At 64.2% G+C, this 14310-nt stretch carries 12 protein-coding genes; 8 read left to right on the top strand and 4 right to left on the bottom strand.

Annotation, left to right across the window (positions count from 1 at the left end; all coding sequences use genetic code 11):
• Nucleotides 1-136: 136 nt before the first annotated feature.
• The 4 genes from JQ566_RS13405 (at nt 137) to JQ566_RS13390 (ending at nt 3922) form a co-directional block, all read left to right on the top strand.
• A complete protein-coding gene (locus JQ566_RS13405; protein WP_212372703.1) occupies nt 137-955 on the top strand; it encodes an ABC transporter permease in 819 nt (272 codons plus the stop codon).
• Nucleotides 956-1076: 121 nt separating this feature from the next.
• Nucleotides 1077-2405 (top strand): polyhydroxyalkanoate depolymerase, encoded by a 1329-nt coding sequence (locus JQ566_RS13400; RefSeq protein ID WP_212372702.1) that lies wholly within the window; start codon nt 1077-1079, stop codon nt 2403-2405.
• Between the two features lie 217 nt (nt 2406-2622).
• Nucleotides 2623-3462, top strand: a complete 840-nt coding sequence (locus JQ566_RS13395) for a M48 family metallopeptidase (protein WP_212372701.1) — start codon at nt 2623-2625, stop codon at nt 3460-3462.
• A gap of 25 nt (nt 3463-3487) precedes the next feature.
• Entirely contained in the window at nt 3488-3922 is a 435-nt protein-coding gene (locus tag JQ566_RS13390) for a hypothetical protein (RefSeq protein ID WP_212372700.1), read from the top strand.
• A gap of 341 nt (nt 3923-4263) precedes the next feature.
• Here JQ566_RS13390 and JQ566_RS13385 read toward each other — a convergent pair whose 3' ends face one another.
• Entirely contained in the window at nt 4264-6474 is a 2211-nt protein-coding gene (locus JQ566_RS13385; RefSeq protein ID WP_212372699.1) for a transglycosylase domain-containing protein, read from the bottom strand.
• A gap of 181 nt (nt 6475-6655) precedes the next feature.
• Here JQ566_RS13385 and JQ566_RS13380 point away from each other — a divergent pair, with 181 nt between their 5' ends.
• Nucleotides 6656-7081 carry a DUF1330 domain-containing protein gene (locus JQ566_RS13380; RefSeq protein WP_025033272.1) on the top strand — a complete coding sequence of 142 codons (426 nt, stop codon included), beginning with the start codon at nt 6656-6658 and terminating at the stop codon, nt 7079-7081.
• 129 nt (nt 7082-7210) lie between these two features.
• Here JQ566_RS13380 and JQ566_RS13375 read toward each other — a convergent pair whose 3' ends face one another.
• Nucleotides 7211-8437, bottom strand: coding sequence for an ABC transporter substrate-binding protein (locus JQ566_RS13375; RefSeq protein ID WP_212372698.1), 1227 nt, complete (start codon nt 8435-8437; stop codon nt 7211-7213).
• Nucleotides 8438-8571: 134 nt separating this feature from the next.
• Entirely contained in the window at nt 8572-8934 is a 363-nt protein-coding gene (locus JQ566_RS13370; RefSeq protein WP_212372697.1) for a DUF1304 domain-containing protein, read from the bottom strand.
• Between the two features lie 93 nt (nt 8935-9027).
• On the opposite strand from JQ566_RS13370, the gene JQ566_RS13365 reads away from it, so the two are divergent.
• Nucleotides 9028-9558, top strand: coding sequence for a methylated-DNA--[protein]-cysteine S-methyltransferase (locus JQ566_RS13365; RefSeq protein ID WP_212373083.1), 531 nt, complete (start codon nt 9028-9030; stop codon nt 9556-9558).
• 155 nt (nt 9559-9713) lie between these two features.
• Here the strand turns inward: JQ566_RS13365 and JQ566_RS13360 are convergent, their stop codons facing one another.
• Nucleotides 9714-12503: a [protein-PII] uridylyltransferase gene (locus JQ566_RS13360; protein WP_212372696.1), complete on the bottom strand. Its 2790-nt coding sequence runs from the start codon at nt 12501-12503 to the stop codon at nt 9714-9716.
• Between the two features lie 250 nt (nt 12504-12753).
• On the opposite strand from JQ566_RS13360, the gene JQ566_RS13355 reads away from it, so the two are divergent.
• Both JQ566_RS13355 and JQ566_RS13350 read left to right on the top strand, forming a co-directional pair.
• Nucleotides 12754-13263: an OsmC family protein gene (locus JQ566_RS13355; RefSeq protein WP_212372695.1), complete on the top strand. Its 510-nt coding sequence runs from the start codon at nt 12754-12756 to the stop codon at nt 13261-13263.
• A gap of 179 nt (nt 13264-13442) precedes the next feature.
• Entirely contained in the window at nt 13443-14252 is an 810-nt protein-coding gene (locus tag JQ566_RS13350; RefSeq protein WP_212372694.1) for a hypothetical protein, read from the top strand.
• The last annotated feature ends 58 nt before the right edge of the window (nt 14253-14310 follow it).

Raw genomic sequence — 14310 nt, 5'->3', positions numbered from 1 at the left:
CCACAAGCGGCGGTTATGGACCGAGACGGGCAACTCCGAGTCTTCGCCAAATTCAATCCTGTGGTTATGGATCCCGGGCTCACGACTACGTCGCGCCCCGGGATGACACGCTCCATCCGGGCTACGGGAGCGCGCCATGACCGACATCTCCCTCCACCGCGGCATCTCCGTCCATCGCATCGGCGCGATGATCCTGCGCTATTGGTACCTGCTGATGTCGTCCTGGCCGCGGCTGCTCGAGCTGTTGTACTGGCCGGCGCTGCAGGTCATCACCTGGGGCTTTCTCCAGCTCTACATCGCCGAGAACGCCAATTTCTTCGCGCGTGCCGGCGGCACGCTGATCGGCGCCGTCATCCTCTGGGACATCCTGTTCCGCGGCCAGCTCGGCTTCTCCATCTCCTTCCTGGAGGAGATGTGGGCGCGCAACATCGGCAACCTCATGATGAGCCCGCTGAAGCCGATCGAGTTTCTGCTGTCGCTGATGGTCATGAGCCTGATCCGGCTTGCGATCGGAATTATCCCGATGACCCTGCTGGCGCTGGTCCTGTTTCACTTCAACGTCTATGCCCTCGGCCTGCCGCTGATCGCCTTCTTCTGCAATCTGATCTTCACGAGCTGGTCGGTCGGCATCTTCGTCTCGGGCCTGGTGCTGCGAAACGGCCTCGGCGCCGAGAGCATCGTCTGGACCTTGATGTTCGCAATCCTGCCGCTGGCCTGCGTCTATTATCCCGTCAGCGTGCTGCCTGCCTGGCTGCAACACGTCGCCTGGGCGTTGCCGCCGACCTACGCCTTCGAGGGAATGCGCGCGCTCCTGATCGAGCGCACCTTCAGGACCGATCTGATGCTGGAGGCGTTGGCCCTCAACGCGGTGCTGCTGGTTGCCTCTTTTTGGGCATTCCTTGCCCTATTGCGCAGCGCCAGAAAGCACGGCTCCCTGCTCTCGGGCGGCGAATAATGTCACTTTCCCGTGGATTCAGGCTGATTTAGTCGTTTCGGCTACGTAGATCTACGGAACCATGCATTGACGCAATATTGCGCATTCGGCAGTATGTTGCGATGCGAAGAGGAATATAGCGATGCCCATTGGTGAGTTCGGCGGCGCTCCGCCCCTGGCGGCAGAAGGCAGTCCGGCCCTGACGACGCCGATGTACTGGATGTATGAGATGGCGCACGCCTCTCTCAATCCGGCCCGTGCGGTCACCGACGCGACCAAGTTGCTGTTTCAGAATCCGCTCAATCCCTGGGCGCGCACCGAGGTCGGCAAGTCGGTCGCCGCGGCCTGCGAATTGTTCGAGCGCACCACGCGCCGCTACGGCAAGCCGGAATGGGGTCTCAACGACACCGAGGTCAACGGCATCCGCGTCCCCGTCGAAATCCGTTCGGTCTGGGAAAAGCCGTTCTGCAAGCTGCTCTACTTCGATCGCAAGTTCGCCCGTCCGCTGCGCAGCCCGCAGCCGCGCGTGCTGATCGTGGCCCCGATGTCCGGCCATTATGCGACGCTTCTGCGCGGTACGGTCGAGGCCTTCCTGCCGGCGCATGAGGTCTACATCACCGACTGGGCCGATGCCCGCATGGTGCCCTTGAGCGAAGGCCGCTTCGATCTCGACGACTACATCGACTATGTCATCGAGATGCTGCATGTCCTCGGCGGCAACACCCATGTGATGGCGGTGTGCCAGCCATCCGTGCCCGTCGTCGCGGCCGTCTCCATCATGGAAGCGCGGCGCGATCCGTTCGTGCCGACCTCGATGACGCTGATGGGCGGCCCGATCGATACGCGCCGTAATCCGACCGGGGTGAATGACCTCGCCCAGCAGCGCGGCATCGACTGGTTCCGCAACCACGTCATCACCAAGGTGCCGTTCCCGCATCCGGGCATGATGCGCGACGTCTATCCGGGATTCCTGCAGCTCAACGGCTTCATCAGCATGAATCTCGACCGGCACATGGATGCGCACAAGCAGCTGTTCGCCAATCTGGTGAAGGGCGACGGCGACCTCGTCGACAAGCATCGCGACTTCTATGACGAGTATCTCGCGGTGATGGATCTGTCGGCCGAGTATTACCTGCAGACGGTCGACACCGTATTCGTGAAGCACTCGCTGCCGAAGGGCGAGATGACCCATCGCGGAACCCGCGTCGATCCCTCCAAGGTCAAGCGCGTCGCGCTGATGACGGTCGAGGGCGAGAACGACGACATCTCCGGTCTCGGTCAGACCGAAGCGACGCACACATTGTGCAGCGCGATTCCCGATCATCGCCGCGTTCATTACGTCCAGAAGGGCGTCGGACATTACGGCGTGTTCAACGGATCGCGTTTCAAGTCGGAGATCGTGCCGCGGATTCACGACTTCATGGTTTCGGCTGCGAATCCTGCTTCGTTGCAGGCCCTCGCGGCCGAATAACCGGGAATTTCGGCTTTCCCGTCGAAATTTCAGCCCCAGCCGGGGCCTCCGGCAGAGGCAAGTTCCCGTCAGATCCACGGTATTTAGGTAGCTTTGTAGGAGTGAGTCCTCCCTCACCCCTTGGGGGTGTCGCATGCATTCAGCGGGGGCGAAAAAAGCCGGTTCCAACCCCAGTCTGTAGGGTCTCCCGGACGCTTGACCGCTGTATATTGGGCAAATGATTTGTTTTTGCGCCGAGCGCTTTCCCTGGCGGCGGTTATGGCAGAATCCGGGCGCTCTCCTGCCCCCCGGACTGACAGACATGGCCACTCGCGCACTCCTCTATCGTCGGCCCCACGAACCGAAGACCCTTGTCATCACCCACGGATCGCAATTTTTTGCCATCCGATTGCGCCGGCACCGCCGCGCACGCCGCTACACGCTCAGAATTCACCCGAGCGATCGCGAAGCCATCCTCACCATGCCGCCGCGCGGCACGCTCTCGGAGGCGAAAGATTTCGCCCAGCGTCACGGTGCGTGGATTGCGGCGCGTCTCGGTCGCTTGCCGAAGGCTGCGCCGTTCCAGCCGGGCACGGTGATACCGCTGCGTGGCGTTCCTCATCGCATCGTTCATCGCGCAGGCACCCGCGGCACGGTGTGGACCGAAGTGCGCGACAGCGGTGAACGCATTCTCTGCGTGGCCGGTGGGGTCGAACATGCCGACCGTCGTGTGCATGACTTCCTCAAGCGCGAGGCGCGCCGCGACCTGCAGCGCTCGGCGGAAGCCTACGCCGCCGAGCTCGGTGTCAGGGTCAAGCGGCTCTCGATCCGCGACCAGTCCAGCCGCTGGGGCTCCTGCACCTCGGCCGGCTCGCTGTCGTTCTCCTGGCGCCTGATCCTCGCGCCGCCCTTCGTGCTCGACTATCTCGCCGCCCACGAAGTCGCTCATCTCGTCGAGATGAACCACTCGGCGCGGTTCTGGCGCGTCTGCGGCAAGATCTGCCCGTCGATGGAACGCGCCAAGAAGTGGCTCGATACGTACGGCAATGATCTGCACCGGTATGGTGTCGAGGATTAGGGGGGCTCCAGCCAAGGTATTTGCGATGCTCACAGCCAGACGGGTGGCAGTCGTATTGCTGCTGCTCGTTCTGCCTGTGGCTTATAATGTGATGGCGGACGCCGTCACCCCGGCCTGCATACCCCCTCGACAAGCAGCTCCTGTTCCGTTTGAGCATGTGCCGTCGGTATTGTTGAGGTCATTGAGCGATAGGCTTGGCAAGGTTGCGGAACCAGGGACAAGCTTTAACGCCACCGATGTGGTCTGGCTCGAGAGTCTGCCGTTTCGCCGCTTCAACTTCTTTTGGACGGCTGGCCGCAGGTGGGTCATCGCGACTGAACATGGCGGCTTCGTCTACAACAATCCGATCCTTGTCTTTGACCTTGGCGAAGACCAGCGGGCCGCCACTTTCATTGTCGAGAAGATCGCATCGCCCGATACGGTGTGTGCCGCCGCGTCTGATCTGATCGCTGCGCCGTGACGCGGCTCGGCTTAGGCCTCGCTGCCAGCCCAGCAAAGGCCGTCATCGCCCACGAAGGCGGGCGATCCAGTACGTCGCGGCAGCCGTTTTAAATCTCGATGTCTCGGAATACTGGATTCCCCGTCTTCGCGGGGAATGACAGGGGAGGGTGGAGAGACATCGGCGCGTCTCGCTCGATTCTCGCCACACTTCGCAACGATTGCGCAGGGCGCCCGATTAGCCCCGCCGCATCAAACGCTTCGAGCGATCCACCCAGCATCGCGCCGGACGTCGTGTTCTACTGTGCATGGGGTTGTTTTCGCAGTTTTTGTTTTGAGACCCCGACTGGCCTCAGCCTGCGGCTACCGATTCCCGCCGAACAGCCGATCCATCAGCCAGCCATCGAGCCCAGCGGCTGCTTCCGGCCGCACATTGGCGCGCGTCGGAGGCGGCGGGCGATAGCCGCCGACGTTCGCGGGTGGCGGTGCCGCGGGCGTGGGCGGCGACACTTGCGAGGCCGCCTGGGCGAGGTTCGACAGGCCCCAGCCGCCGGGTGAGCTCGGCAAGTTCGCGACCGGCACGCCCTCGTGCGCGGTGCGCATGAAGCGCGACCAGACTTCCACCGGCAGGCCGCCGCCGGTCGCCTTCTTGGTCGGCGAGTTGTCGTCATTGCCGAGCCAGACACCGGTGACGAGGTTGGCGGTGTAGCCGATGAACCAGGCGTCGCGGTAATCCTGGCTGGTGCCGGTCTTGCCGGCCGCCGGCCAGCCCGGGATCTCCGCCTTCTTGGCGGTGCCTGATATCAGCGTCTCCCGCATCATCGCATTCATCATGCCGACATAGCGGGGGTCGATGACCTGGTTGCGTTCCTCGGGCTGGCGCATGTAGAGCAGCTTGCCGCTGAGCGTCCTGATCCGCGTGACGACATGCGGCGCCACCGCGAAGCCGCCATTGGCGAAGGGCGCATAGGCGCCGACCAGCTCGACCACAGAGACTTCCGACGTGCCGAGCGCGATCGAGGCGTTGGGCTCGAGCTTGGAGGAGATGCCGAGCCGGTGCGCGGTGCGCACCACGTTCTTCGGCCCGACCTCGAGGCCGAGGCGGATCGCGACCGTGTTGAGCGACATCGCCAGCGCCTGCGTCAGCGTCACCGCGCCGAAATACTCATGGGTATAGTTCTCAGGTCGCCAGCCCTTGACCTCGATCGGCGCGTCCTGGCGCACGGTGTCGGGCGTCAGGCCTTGCTCGAGCGCGGTGAGGTACACGAACGGCTTGAACGAGGAGCCCGGCTGGCGTTTGGCCGTGACCGCGCGGTTGTACTGGCTGTCGGAATAGTTCCGCCCGCCGACCATGGCGCGCACCGCGCCGTCAGGCGTCATCGCCACCAGCGCGCCCTGGCTGACATTGAACTTCACGCTCTTGGCCGCGAGCTCGTCGATGATGGCGGCTTCCGCCACGCCCTGGAGCTTCGGATCGATCGTGGTCTCGACCTTGATGCTCTCGTCGATCTGGCCGACCAGGTCATCCAGCACCTCGCCGATCCAATCCGCGACGTAGTTCACCGTGCCGGCGCCGGCCGGCTTCACATTGTAGGAGGGATGACCGATCGAGGCCTTGGCCTGCGCGTCGGTGATGAACTTTGCATCCGCCATCGCCGCCAGCACGATCTGCGCGCGCGCTTCGGCTCCTTCGGGGTTGCGGTTCGGCGCAAGGCGCGACGGCGATTTGACGAGGCCGGCCAGCATCGCGGCCTCGGCGATGGTGACGCCCCTCGCCGACTTTCCGAAATATTTCTGCGCGGCGGCTTCGACGCCGTAGGCGCCGGAACCGAAATAGACGCGGTTCAGATAGAGCTCCAAAATCTCGTCCTTGGAGTGCTTGCGCTCCAGCCAGATCGCGAGCTCTGCCTCCTGCAGCTTGCGCTGCATGGTGCGCTCCTGGGTCAGGAACAGGTTCTTGGCAAGCTGCTGCGTCAAGGTCGAGCCGCCCTGCGAGACGCCGCGATGGAGCACGTTGGTGACCAGCGCACGCAGGATGCCGACGGGATCGATGCCGAAATGCGAATAGAAGCGGCGGTCCTCGATGGCGATGAACGCCTTCGGCAAGTACGGCGGCAAATCCTTCAGCGCGACATTGGCGCCGGCCATCTCGCCGCGCTGGGCCAGCATGCTGCCGTCGATCCCGACGATCTGGATCGTCGGCGGGCGCTTGGGAATCTCCAGCGACTGGATCGGCGGCAGATGCGCGCCGACATAGATCACGACGCCGATCACGGCGATGACGCCCCACAGGCTCAGCACCGCGCCCCAATAGACCAGGCGACCGAGGCTGAAGCCTCCCCGCGACTTTGCGCGCCGCTTGGCGCCGCTGCGGCTGGCTTGCGCTTTCCGCTCGCGCGGCGGCTCGTCGCCGACATCGTCGCTCTTGCGCTTGGCGGATGTCTTCGTAGACTTCTTCGGCTTGTCGTCGCCGCCGGGAATGCGGTCCGCAGCCGTCAGGCGCAGATCGGCGAGCGCGGCGGGCAAGCCGAACAGCGGCTCCTTCCGCGCACCCTTTTTCTTTCCCCACGCCATACGCAATACGCCCGGTCAGCCCGCCCCGCCGAGACGCTAGCGGTCGCTGTTTAAGGCCCGGTTACCCTGACGTTAACGCGTGATTAGGAGGTGGGGCATTCGCCCGCCGCAGTTCCGCTTCCGGGGCCGCAGGGCTAGGATCGTTGACATAAAGCAACAGGGAACTCAGGACGGGAGCACCATGGGCCACATCGATCCAACCAAGGAGATCTTCGCGCAATTCCGGGAGAACGATCGCCCGGGCCCGATCCACATGCTCAATCTGGTGCGCTTGCGGAAAGAAGCGGCCTATCCCGACGGACGCAAGGCCAGCGGCGCGGAGGCCTATGCGGCCTATGGCCGCGAGAGCGGCCCGGTGTTCGAACGCCTCGGCGGCCGCATCGTCTGGCAGGGCAAATTCGAGCTGATGCTGATCGGCCCGCAGGAGGAGCGCTGGGACCATTGCTTCATCGCCGAATATCCAAGCGTTGCCGCCTTCGTCGAGATGATCCGCGACCCCGTCTATCGCGAGGCGGTGAAGCACCGCCAGGCCGCGGTGGAGGATTCGCGGCTGATCCGTCACGCCGTGCTGCCGGTGGGCAAGAATTTTGGGGAGATACCGACCTGAGTTCGTGGGCAAAGCGCCGGGTGCGCGAATGCGCATCCCGGAGCGTGCCCACCATGTCTGTCGCGGAGAGGATGGTGGGCACGACGCTTGCGCGTCTTTGCCCACCCTACGAAGAGGCCCTCTCTTCGCCTAACCCGACGGGCCCGTGTCCTCGATGATCGGCCCGAACAGCTCCCAGCGTTCGCCGTTGAACCTCATCATCTGCATCTGCTTGTTGATGCGGAAGTCGTTCGGCCCGGTGTTGATCTTGATGCCGGGCAGGGCGAAGCTCGGCGTGAAGTCCTTGATGTTGGCGACCTGCCTCATGATGTTCTCACGCGTCAGGTCGTCGCCGCATTGTTTCAGCACCTGGACCAGCAGCTCGGCCACCGAATAGGCATAGGTGTTGACCGTGTTGAGCTTGTCGCCTTCCGGGAAATACTTGTCCATGAAGGCGAAGAAGGCCTTCACGCCGGGATCGTCCTTCCACTGCGGATCGCTGGGCTCCTTGCCATATTGCGTCGAGATGATGCCCTTGGAGATCTCGAGGCCGGCCGGCTTCAGCGTTGCCGAGATCGGGCTCGCATTGATGTCGAGGATGTGCACCGGCGTCCAGCCGAGGTCGGCGAGCTTCTTGATCGCCTGTGCCGCAAACTTCGGCGTCGAGGCATCGAAGAACACGTCGACACCCATCGACTTCAGCTTCACGACCTGCGAATCCACCGTGGGGTCGGTGACCTCGTAGGAGACCTCGCCGACGATCATGCTGGCGGCCTTGTTGCCGAGACCGCTCTTCAGACCGGCCAGATAGTCGCGGCCCATGTCGTCGTTCTGGTAGAGCACGCCGATCTTGGCGTTGGGATGATTGGCGAGAATGTATTTTGCGTAGATCCGCCCCTCGGACACGTAATTGGGATTGTAGGCGATGGTCCAGGGAAAGTTCTGCGGATCGTTGAAGCGCGCGGCGCCGGTCGAGGCGAGGAGCTGGGGGACCTTCTTGCCGTTGAGGTACTTCTGCACGGCGGCGTTCGCGGCAGTGCCGATCAGCTGGAAGGTGAACAGCACTTCGTCGCCTTCGACGAGCTTGCGCACCTGCTCGACGGTCTTCGGCGGCGAATAGGCGTCGTCATATTGGATCAGGTTGATCTTGCGGCCGTTGATGCCGCCCTGATCGTTGATCATCTTGAAGTAAGCGGCCTGGGTCTTGCCGATATTGGCGTAGACGGAATAGGCGCCGGAGAACGGCACGGTCTGGCCGATCTTGATCTCGGTGTCGCTTGCGCCGGTGTCGTATTTCTTCTGGGCGAGGGCCTGGCTGGTCGAGGCTGCGAAGGCGAGCGCCGCCGTGGCAGCTATGAAGGCTCTGCGATTGTTCATGTTGGATCGTTCCTCCTGACGGAATTTTAGGCCGATGGTCTTTCTCCGTTGATTGCAACGGTCGCCATCGCTGCCGAAGATTGTGGAGGAAGGTTCGCCGCCGCGCAAGGATTGCGGCGCTGCGCCGTAGCGTCTCAGGCGAGAAACAGTGCAATCAGCGCCATCGCCGCCGGCAGCGCCTGCACGATCAGGATCCGCGTGCTGACGGTCGCCGCGCCATAGGCGCCGGCCACGATCACGCAGAGCAGGAAGAACACCCTGATCTGGAACGCGAAGGCCGGGTTGCCATAGAACAGGCCCCAGACCAGGCCGGCAGCGAGGAAGCCGTTATAGAGGCCCTGATTGGCGGCCAGCACCTTCGTGATCGCGGCCTTGTCCGGCGTATTGCGAAACACCTTCAGGCCCAGCGGCTTGTCCCAGAGAAACATCTCCAGGACCAGGAAGAAGACGTGCAGCGCTGCGACCAGCGCCACCAGGACATTGGCGATCAGGATCAAGGTGAGCTCCCCCAAAGCGTCAGCTTTCGGGTGGACGTTAGCACGGCCGGCATGGCAAGTGCGATGGAAGTGTTACGATCCAATGGTGTCGCAATGGCCGGCCGATCAACCAGACCATCTGCAAGCTTCGGTCTCGACCGCCTGGCGACGCCGATCGGGATCGCGCTGCTCGTCACGGATGCCGAGGGCGCGTTACGTGCGCTCGACTGGGAGGATTACGAGCACCGCATGCGCGGGCTGTTGCGCCTGCATTACGGCGCGGTGGATCTGGGTAATCAGCCTGCGCCCGCTTGTATGCGGACGGCGTTGTCAGGATATTTCGAAGGCGAGCTCGGTCAGCTCTCGGACATCGCGTGGCGCACTGCAGGCACGCCGTTCCAGCAAAAGGTCTGGGCCGCGCTTGCGCAAATCCCCGCCGGCACGACGCTGAGCTACGGTGCACTCGCCGCAAAGATCGGCATGCCCAAAGCGATTCGCGCCGTCGGCCATGCCAACGGCTCCAACCCGATCAGCGTGGTGCTGCCGTGTCATCGCCTGATCGGCGCGGATGGCTCGCTGGTGAAGTACGGCGGCGGGCTGGAGCGCAAGCGGTGGCTGTTGCGGCATGAGGGGGTGGAGGTTTGAAGGCGTAGCGCGCCAATCTCTCCACTCGTCATTCCGGGGCGCGCGTTGCGCGAACCCGGAATCCGTTTTTCCGCGTCCCCGGTCGCGCAATGGATTCCGGGTTCGCCGCTGCGCGGCGCCCCGGAATGACGAGTGGAGAGAGACGCCCGATCGCCCTACGCCGCCGGCTGCACCGCCTTGTCGCCGGCCATCACATGGGTCAGCGCGCTCTTGATCGCGGCCTGCCGCGTCGGCGCGTTGATCTGCGCGCCCAGCAGGTCGGTGACATAGAACACGTCGCGGGCGCGCTCGCCGAAGGTCGCAACATGAGCTGACGCAATGTTGAGATTGAGCTTGGAGATCGCCGTGGTCAGCTCGTAGAGCAGGCCGGGCCGGTCGAGGCCGGAGACCTCGATCACGGTATAGCGGTCGGACCACTGGTTGTTGATGGTCACCTCCGGTTCGATCACGAACGGCCTCGCCTTGCTGCGTACGGTGCGCCGCGCCACGGCTTCGGGCAGGCGCAGCTTGCCCTCCAGCACGTCCTCGATCATCTCGCCGATGCGCGTGGCCCGCCGTCCCTCGTCCTCGTCGCGGTCGTATTCCCTGGAGATCGAGATCGTGTCGAGCGCGCGGCCGTCGGTCGTGGTGTAGATCTGGGCGTCCACGATGTTGGCGCCGGCCGAGGCGCAGGCGCCCGCGATGATCGACAGCAGCCAGGGATGGTCGGCGGCGAAGATCGTGAGCTCGGTGACGCCGCGCACCTCGTCGAAGCCGACATTGATCGCGAGCTTGTGGCCGGCCTGCTCGCTGGAGCGGACGAAGCGGGCGTGGCGGATCTTGCGCGGCAGCTCGACCTTGAGCCAGTAGGCCGGATAGTGCCGGCCGATATAGGCATCGAGCTCGTCCTTCGGCCATTCGGCGAAGGCCATGCGGAATTCGGCGTGCGCGGCCGCGAGGCGCTTTCCCCGATCGACTTCCGAGAAGCCGCCTGTGAGCACCGGCTCGGTCTCGTAATATAGCGAGCGCAGAAGCTGCGCCTTCCAGCCGTTCCAGACGCCGGGACCGACGCCGCGGATGTCGGCGGTGGTGAGAATCGTCAGCAGCTTCATCTGCTCGACCGACTGCACCACGGCAGCGAAATTCTCGATGGTCTTGCGATCCGAAAGGTCGCGCGACTGCGCGACCGTGGACATCGTCAGATGCTCCTCGATCAGCCATGCCACGAGCTCGGTGTCGGCTGGGCTGAAGCCGAGCCGCGGGCAGAGCCGGCGGGCCACCTTCGCGCCGGCGACCGAATGATCCTCGGGCCGGCCCTTGGCGACGTCGTGCAGCAGCGTGGCGATGTAGATCACCGCGCGGTGCTCGGGCCGGGACTTGCGCATGAGGTCGCTGGCGAGCGCGAACTCCTCGATGCCGCCGCGCTCGATGTCCTGGAGGAAGCCGATGCAGCGGATCAGGTGCTCGTCGACGGTGTAGTGATGATACATGTTGAACTGCATCATCGAGACGATCTTGCCGAAGGCGCGGATGAAATGGCCGAGCACGCCGGTCTCGTTCATCCGCCGCAGCACGATCTCGGCATTGTCGGAGGTCAGGATCTCCATGAACAGCCGGTTGGCCTCGGGATTTTCGCGCAAGCCCGCGTTGATCAGGCCGAGCGAGCGCGTCACGTCGCGCATCGCATCCGGGTGGAAGGCGAGGTTGTTCTTCTGCGCGAGGCGGAAGATGCGGATCAGATTGACCGGGTCGTGCTTGAAGACGTCGGGTGCGGCGACGTTGATGCGATTGTTGTCGACGATGAAGTCGTCGCTGTCGGGGACACGACGCTTCACCGCGCTCGGTCGCAGCCGCGCCATCATCCGGCTCAGCACCGGGGCGGGCTTGGCCTGCTGGTCCTCGAGCTTGGCGCAGAGGATGGCGGTGAGGTTGCCGACTTCCTTGGCGACCAGGAAGTAGTGCTTCATGAAGCGCTCGACGTCCTGCATGCCGGGATGCGAGGTGTAGCCGAGGCGTATCGCGATCTCGCGCTGGAGGTCGAAGGAGAGGCGCTCCTCGGCGCGGCCGGAGTAGAAGTGCAGATTGCAGCGCACCGACCAGAGGAAGTCGGCGCAGCGGCGGAAGGTGCGATATTCCTGCGCGTCGAACACGCCGCGCCCGACCAGCTCGTTCGTATCGCGCACGCGGTAGACGTATTTGGCGATCCAGAACAGCGTGTGCAGGTCGCGCAAGGCCCCCTTGCCGTCCTTGACGTTGGGCTCGACCAGATAGCGCGACTGGCCGCCGCGGCGGTGGCGCTCCTCGCGCTCGGCGAGCTTTGCGGTGACGAATTCGGACGCGGTGCCCTGCACCACTTCCTTGTCGAAGCGCTCGACCAGCTCCTCATAGAGCGGCTTGTCGCCGGTGAGGAAGCGCGTCTCCAGGATCGCGGTGCGGATCGTCATGTCGCCGCGCGCCTGCCGGATCGATTCGTCGACCGAGCGCGTGGCGTGACCGACCTTCAGCCCCATGTCCCAGAGGCAATAGAGGATCGCTTCGGCGACCTGCTCGCCCCAGGCGGTCTGCTTGTAGGGCAGGATGAAGAGCAGATCGATGTCCGATTCCGGCGCCATCAGGCCGCGGCCGTAACCGCCGGTGGCCACGACCGCCATGCGCTCGGCGCCGCTCGGGATCGGCGAGCGGTAGAGATGGCGCGTCGCGGCCGAATACAGGATGCGGATGATCTCGTCCTGCACGTGGCACAGCCGCTCGGCGCAGCGGCGGCCGTGGCGGTCCTTCAAGAGGATCGCCTGGGCTGCGGCGCGCGCCGCAATCAGCTCTGCCTTGAGCAGTTGCGCCATCGCCGTGCGGAACGCGTCCTCGCGTCCCTCGTGCTTCTCGGCAAGGGCATCGACCGCTGCGGTGATCCGCGCGGTATCGAAGCGGTCATCCACCCCTGCCTTGTGCTCAGTCGCGACGCTGTCCATGTTTCACCGGATATAAGAGGTGACAGGCGCTGTCACGAGACATTCGTGAGAGGGCCACAGATGAGCTTGGTTGCACAGGTGGGAGGGGCGCGGGACCGGTCTCGATAGCCTGATTTAACATATTGAATATATTAGATTTTCTGGCTTGAACTCCGGACGTTCATGGCAGCTCCCATCAATCATGGGCTGACACGAAACGGATCGACTTCTATACATCTCGTCAGATGCGGTTTTTCCGGGAGAGAACAAGATGGACGCTGCAGAGCTGCGCCAGATGCAGGCTCCGATCAAGGAGCGCTACAAGACCGATCCCAAGACCGCGCTGATCACGTTGAAGGCCAAGGGCTCCACCGACAGCGAAGGCATCGCCTGCAAGGTCGAGACCGGCCGCGCCATCGCGATGGCAGGCCTGCACCCCGCCACCGGCGGCTCCGGCCTCGAGCTCTGCTCCGGCGACATGCTGCTCGAAGCCCTGGTCGCCTGCGCCGGCGTCACGCTGAAATCGGTCGCGACCGCGATCGAGGTGCCCTTGAAGACCGGCAACGTCTATGCCGAGGGCGATCTCGATTTTCGCGGCACGCTCGGCATCGACAAGGAGACCCCGGTCGGTTTCGCCGAGATCCGTCTCCGCTTCGAGGTCGACACACCGGCGCCGCAGGACAAGCTCGATCTCCTGCTGAAACTTACCGAGCGCTATTGCGTGGTCTACCAGACCATCAAGAACGGCCCGAAGGTTTCGGTGTCGATGCAACGGATGTGACTTTTGCTCACCCTCCCCTGGAGGGGGAGGGTCGATCGCGCGTAGCGCGAGCGGGGTGGGGTGATCTCTCCACTCGGGCACCGTGTCCGTCGAGAGACTGTCACCCCGCCCCGCCTCATATTCCGCTGCGCTCCATATGAGCCGACCCTCCCCCTCCAGGGGAGGGTAAGAAGCCAAAAATGCCCCTCGACCTCCACTTTCTCCTTTTCCTCCTCCTGCGCATGGCGATCGCGGCGGCGTTCGTGGTGACGGCGTCGATCATCACCGAACGCGCGGGGCCGGTGATCGGCGCGCTGGTTGCGACTCTGCCGGTGTCGGCTGGTCCCTCCTACGCCTTTCTCGCGCTCGACCACGACGCCGCCTTCATCGCGCAGGGGGCGCTGGCGAGCCTGCCGGTGAATGCGGCGACGATCTTCATGGGCCTCACCTATGTCGTGCTGGCACAGCGGCACAATCTCGTGGTGAGCTGTGGAAGCGCGTTCGCGGTCTGGATCGTGCTTGCCTCGATCACCCGCCAGTTCGACTGGTCGCTCACCGCCGGCCTTGCCGCCAATTTGATCGCGTTCGGCATCTGCATTCCGCTGCTCGCGGGCTATCGCCACGTGAAGATGCCGCTGGTGACGCGCCGCTGGTACGATGTGCCGATGCGCGCTGCGCTGGTTGCGACCCTCGTCGCCATCGTGGTCTCGACATCGAGCTGGGTCGGCCCGCGCATCAGCGGCATCATCGCACTCTATCCCGTGGTGTTCTCCAGCATCATGGTGATCCTGCATCCGCGCATTGGTGGACCGCCGACCGCCGCCGTGCTCGCCAACTCCGCCTGGGGCCTGCTCGGATTTGGCATGGCGATTGCGGTGATGCACGTTGCAGTCGTGTGGTTCGGCTCCGCCGCCGGCTTGTGCCTCGCGCTCGGGACCTGCGTGGTCTGGAACCTGACGCTGTGGGGAATTGGCCGGCGCCCGGTGCGCAAGGCGCGGCCGACGCCGTGACACTACGGATATGCACGACACGGCGTCGCGAAAAGCCAATGCGGCAAGCGCGCCTCAC

This window comes from Bradyrhizobium sp. SZCCT0231 (genome assembly GCF_018130245.1).
In the GTDB taxonomy this organism is placed as follows: domain Bacteria; phylum Pseudomonadota; class Alphaproteobacteria; order Rhizobiales; family Xanthobacteraceae; genus Bradyrhizobium; species Bradyrhizobium japonicum_F.
This window is presented reverse-complemented; position numbering and strand designations above follow the sequence as displayed.

Bases quoted from the DNA above. Each gene is read 5' to 3' on its own strand.
- JQ566_RS13405 (WP_212372703.1), top strand. From the start codon at position 137: ATGACCGACATCTCCCTCCACCGCGGCATCTCCGTCCATCGCATCGGC.
- JQ566_RS13400 (WP_212372702.1), top strand. From the start codon at position 1,077: ATGCCCATTGGTGAGTTCGGCGGCGCTCCGCCCCTGGCGGCAGAAGGC.
- JQ566_RS13395 (WP_212372701.1), top strand. From the start codon at position 2,623: ATGATTTGTTTTTGCGCCGAGCGCTTTCCCTGGCGGCGGTTATGGCAG.
- JQ566_RS13390 (WP_212372700.1), top strand. From the start codon at position 3,488: ATGCTCACAGCCAGACGGGTGGCAGTCGTATTGCTGCTGCTCGTTCTG.
- JQ566_RS13385 (WP_212372699.1), bottom strand. From the start codon at position 6,474: ATGGCGTGGGGAAAGAAAAAGGGTGCGCGGAAGGAGCCGCTGTTCGGC.
- JQ566_RS13380 (WP_025033272.1), top strand. From the start codon at position 6,656: ATGGGCCACATCGATCCAACCAAGGAGATCTTCGCGCAATTCCGGGAG.
- JQ566_RS13375 (WP_212372698.1), bottom strand. From the start codon at position 8,437: ATGAACAATCGCAGAGCCTTCATAGCTGCCACGGCGGCGCTCGCCTTC.
- JQ566_RS13365 (WP_212373083.1), top strand. From the start codon at position 9,028: ATGGCCGGCCGATCAACCAGACCATCTGCAAGCTTCGGTCTCGACCGC.
- JQ566_RS13360 (WP_212372696.1), bottom strand. From the start codon at position 12,503: ATGGACAGCGTCGCGACTGAGCACAAGGCAGGGGTGGATGACCGCTTC.
- JQ566_RS13355 (WP_212372695.1), top strand. From the start codon at position 12,754: ATGGACGCTGCAGAGCTGCGCCAGATGCAGGCTCCGATCAAGGAGCGC.
- JQ566_RS13350 (WP_212372694.1), top strand. From the start codon at position 13,443: ATGCCCCTCGACCTCCACTTTCTCCTTTTCCTCCTCCTGCGCATGGCG.